Annotated in this window: 5 protein-coding genes and 2 pseudogenes; all 7 read left to right on the top strand. The window is 42.1% G+C overall.

The features are described from left to right. Nucleotides 1–202 (top strand): annotated as a pseudogene (locus FU659_RS36175) (flagellar hook-length control protein FliK); the annotation flags it as partial. Nucleotides 203–237: 35 nt separating this feature from the next. After that, entirely contained in the window at nucleotides 238–681 is a 444-nt protein-coding gene (locus tag FU659_RS34545) for a flagellar hook capping FlgD N-terminal domain-containing protein (protein WP_147951676.1), read from the top strand. After that, nucleotides 678–1,067: a TIGR02530 family flagellar biosynthesis protein gene (locus FU659_RS34540; protein ID WP_147951675.1), complete on the top strand. Its 390-nt coding sequence runs from the start codon at nucleotides 678–680 to the stop codon at nucleotides 1,065–1,067. The genes FU659_RS34545 and FU659_RS34540 overlap by 4 nt, the downstream gene beginning before the upstream one ends. A gap of 91 nt (nucleotides 1,068–1,158) precedes the next feature. Beyond that, the gene (gene flgG / locus FU659_RS34535) at nucleotides 1,159–1,980 is read left to right on the top strand and encodes a flagellar basal body rod protein FlgG (protein ID WP_147951674.1); all 822 of its coding nucleotides are present in this window, start codon (nucleotides 1,159–1,161) and stop codon (nucleotides 1,978–1,980) included. A 62-nt stretch (nucleotides 1,981–2,042) separates the two neighbouring features. Beyond that, nucleotides 2,043–2,264 (top strand): flagellar FlbD family protein, encoded by a 222-nt coding sequence (locus FU659_RS34530; RefSeq protein ID WP_147951673.1) that lies wholly within the window; start codon nucleotides 2,043–2,045, stop codon nucleotides 2,262–2,264. Then, complete coding sequence (locus FU659_RS34525) at nucleotides 2,265–2,750, top strand: flagellar basal body-associated FliL family protein (RefSeq protein WP_147951672.1); 486 nt, start codon at nucleotides 2,265–2,267, stop codon at nucleotides 2,748–2,750. A 35-nt stretch (nucleotides 2,751–2,785) separates the two neighbouring features. Further along, nucleotides 2,786–3,612 (top strand): annotated as a pseudogene (gene fliM / locus FU659_RS34520) (flagellar motor switch protein FliM); the annotation flags it as partial.

Below are 3,612 nucleotides of genomic sequence, written 5' to 3'. Positions count from 1 at the left end.
TGAGGTTACACAAAACCAAAATATGCAGTCCAGTTTGTTTCAAGACCAAAGGCAGCAGCAATCGTTTAATCAATCATCTCGGCAAAATAAAAACCGTTCTGACAACTTTGAGATAGAGTCACTTGACTTCAATCAAGAAGTTGAGAATATGGAACCCGTTCGTCAAGCAGCAAACGGAAATTCATTTGATGTGATTGCCTAGTAACTTACATATGTGTAGCAGTTGGAGGTGAAAATATGGCCACTAGTCCGGTTGTAGGTAATGTTACTGATATCATTGAGACGGCGAAGAATGCAAAGACAAAAGATAAAGACAATAAGACTTTAGGAAAAGATGACTTTCTTAAAATCTTAATTACACAGCTTAAAAACCAGGATCCAACACAACCTTTGCAGGATAAGGAATTTATCGCCCAAATGGCGCAGTTTACTTCCGTCGAGCAATTAACGAATATGGCTGGTGAAATGAAATTGATGCGTCAATCTCTCGGGTTTGTCTCTGGATTGATTGGCAAAACGATCTCATGGATGGACAACGATGCCTCAGGAGCATCCGTCGAAAAAACCGGCATCGTCGATTCCATTGTGTTCAAAGATGGCAATCAATATGCGACTGTGAAAGGAGAGGAAATTTCTCTGGACAAACTCAGTAAAATTGAGGATGCCAGTGAAACCAAATGACAGAGAGAATATCCATAGGTCAGCTTTATCCTAATGCGGTTTCTCCGGCGTCTACGAGGCGAACGACTGTTCAGCAACCGGCAACCTCTTCCGGTAGTCAATCAACGTTTCAGAAGCTACTTCAAGATCAGTATGTTCGTTTTAGTCATCATGCTGAGGTTAGACTCAAAGAAAGAGGCATTCAATTAAAGCCTGAGCAATTAGACAAGCTTAGTACGGCTATCGATAAGGTAGCGGCTAAAGGAGCGAAGGATGCTCTTATGATTCTAGGCGGGAATGCGTTGATTGTGAATGTCCCTAACCGAACTGTTGTGACGGCGCTTGATGGAAATTCGATGAATGAACATGTGTTTACACAGATTGATAGTGCTATCATCATCTCTTAACAAAACAGGCTGGACCGTTTAGGAAGCCTGGAGCTGTGGAACGAAGGAAGCAGCTCATTATATATTGAAATCCGCTTAGGAGGCATATTACATGTTAAGATCATTGTACTCAGGTGTTTCAGGTATGCGTGGTTTTCAAACGAAGCTAGATGTCATTGGTAATAATATCGCAAACGTAAACACGATTGGCTTCAAAGGCGGTCGAGTCATGTTTAAGGATATCCTCAGCCAAACCGTTTCAGGCGTAAGTGCCGCTGATGATAACCGTGGCGGTGTGAATGCGCAGCAGGTGGGCTTAGGCGTAGCTGTAGCCGCTATTGATACTGTACATACAGCAGGTAGCGCTATGACAACGAACGTTGTAACTGATTTGCGTGTAAATGGTGATGGTTTTTTTGCAGTTGGAACCACAGGGCAAACAGACGCTCCTTATTTGACGAGATCAGGAAACTTCACGTTAGATGCGAGCAGAAACCTTGTTAACGCTGAAGGCCTTCACGTTATGGGAGCTGATGGCGGCGGTCCAATCATCATACCTGATGAAGTTGTTTCATTCTCAATCGCACAGAATGGTGATATTATCGGCGTTAACGCATCAGGCGTAACCGCTGCGACAGGTCAAAAAATTGGCATTGTTAAAGTAGTCAATCCATCAGGGCTTGAGAAAATTGGCGGTAATTTGTATCAGATGACGTCTAACGCAAATCCGGGTGGAGATCTTGTCGTAGGTGCGCCTGCTAATCCAGATACAGGAACAGGGACCATTATTTCTGGTCAACTTGAAATGTCGAACGTTGATCTTACCGGGGAATTCACCGAGATGATTATTACTCAACGTGGGTTTCAAGCGAATTCGCGTATTATTACGACTTCTGATGAAATTCTTCAAGAGGTTGTCAACCTGAAGCGTTAATCGGACACTAATATGAGGTGGGGGAGCTAGTCTCCCCCTTATCCTGGTGCAGGAGGAGAAAGATGATTTCTCTCACTCGTTTAAATGGAAAAGCTATTATTCTTAATGCCATTTTGATTGAGCTTATTGAAGAGACGCCGGATACAATGATTACTTTGACAACGGGAAAGAAAATCACAGTTCTCGAAAAGGCAGACATTGTGGTAAGCTTAGTGCGGACCTACATGCAAGAAATTGGCTCGGTTCGAGCGACAATAATGTCCAGGGATGCGGAGGGCTCGTAGGTGTTTAAGAATAAAATCTTTATATTGATTGTCTCAATACTCATTGCGATCACGCTAATTTTGACTGCAGCTTTTATTTTGTGGAATTTCATGGAAAAGAACAGTCAATCTAAAGATCCTGCAACACAAGCCAAGGATGCAGTTGCAAGCGTAAAGCCGACGAAAGCACCATCTGCAGAGGCAGTTAAAGCCAACACAGCCATTATTAAAGATATTTTAACGAATTTATCAGGCAGTCAGAACTTTATCAAAATTAGCTTCGCTTTTGAACTGGAAAACAGTAAAGCTAAGACGGAGTTCGATTCCTTGTTGGACTCAGCAGTGAAAGGTACGATTGTACAAACGCTTGGCGATATGACGAAAGAACAGATTGATGGAAGTAAAGGTTCGGATAACTTGACTTCAACTTTAATGAATAAAATAAACCCATTATTACAACAAGGTAAAATCAAGCAAATTTGGATTACCGATAAAGTGCTTCAATAGCTCGCTTATGATCTTGCTTGAAGGAGGTGACTCGAATGGTTGATGTATTGTCGCAAATGAGATCGATGCCTTATTAGCTGCCTTATCATCTGGTGAAATGGATGCCGATGAGCTTAAAAAAGAGGATACGCAGAAAAAGGTAAGGGCTTATGATTTTAAGAGAGCGGTTCGTTTTTCTAAAGATCATATACGAAGCTTAACCCGTATTCACGAAAACTTTGCACGTTTTTTAACAACGTATTTTTCTGCTCAGCTTCGCACGTTTGTCCAAATTAGCGTGGTACAGGTTGAACAACTGCCCTACGACGAATTTATTCGCTCGATCCCGAAAATGACCATTTTGAACATCTTTGAAGCAGAGCCTTTAGAGGGTCGAATGGTGCTTGAGGTACATCCGAATGTTGCATTTGCAATGTTGGATCGCTTGTTGGGCGGTGCTGGTACGACACCAACAAAAATTAACGCTTTGACTGAAATTGAAACCATCGTAATGGAACGTATTTTTAGTAGGGCATTTGATAGTTTACAAGAGGCTTGGAAGACCGTTATTGATATTCAACCGCGTCTTGAAGCTCTCGAAACAAATCCGCAATTCATGCAAATTGTATCACCGAATGAAACGATAGCACTAATCTCCTTAAGTACGAAGATTGGTGACACAACGGGAATGATCAATTTATGTATTCCTCATGTGGTTATCGAACCGATCATGCCTCGTCTTTCTGTTCATCATTGGTTTGTTTCGCAAAAGAAGACGAGAGCACCTGAAGAAGTGGAAGCACTTCAATCGCGCTTGGAGAAAACCAAGTTGCCACTCATTGCAGAATTGGGTTCGTCTGAAATTTCGATTCGCGATTTTCTT

The sequence above is a fragment of the Paenibacillus sp. N3.4 genome, from assembly GCF_008017805.1.
Classification (GTDB): Bacteria; Bacillota; Bacilli; order Paenibacillales; family NBRC-103111; genus Paenibacillus_E.
The sequence above is the reverse complement of the archived record's forward strand: the minus strand, read 5'-3'. Positions and strand labels throughout refer to the sequence as shown.

What these genes read in the sequence shown, in the direction of transcription:
- FU659_RS34540 (WP_147951675.1), top strand. Translation starts at nt 678, where the DNA reads ATGACAGAGAGAATATCCATAGGTCAGCTTTATCCTAATGCGGTTTCT.
- flgG (WP_147951674.1), top strand. Translation starts at nt 1,159, where the DNA reads ATGTTAAGATCATTGTACTCAGGTGTTTCAGGTATGCGTGGTTTTCAA.
- FU659_RS34530 (WP_147951673.1), top strand. Translation starts at nt 2,043, where the DNA reads ATGATTTCTCTCACTCGTTTAAATGGAAAAGCTATTATTCTTAATGCC.
- FU659_RS34545 (WP_147951676.1), top strand. Translation starts at nt 238, where the DNA reads ATGGCCACTAGTCCGGTTGTAGGTAATGTTACTGATATCATTGAGACG.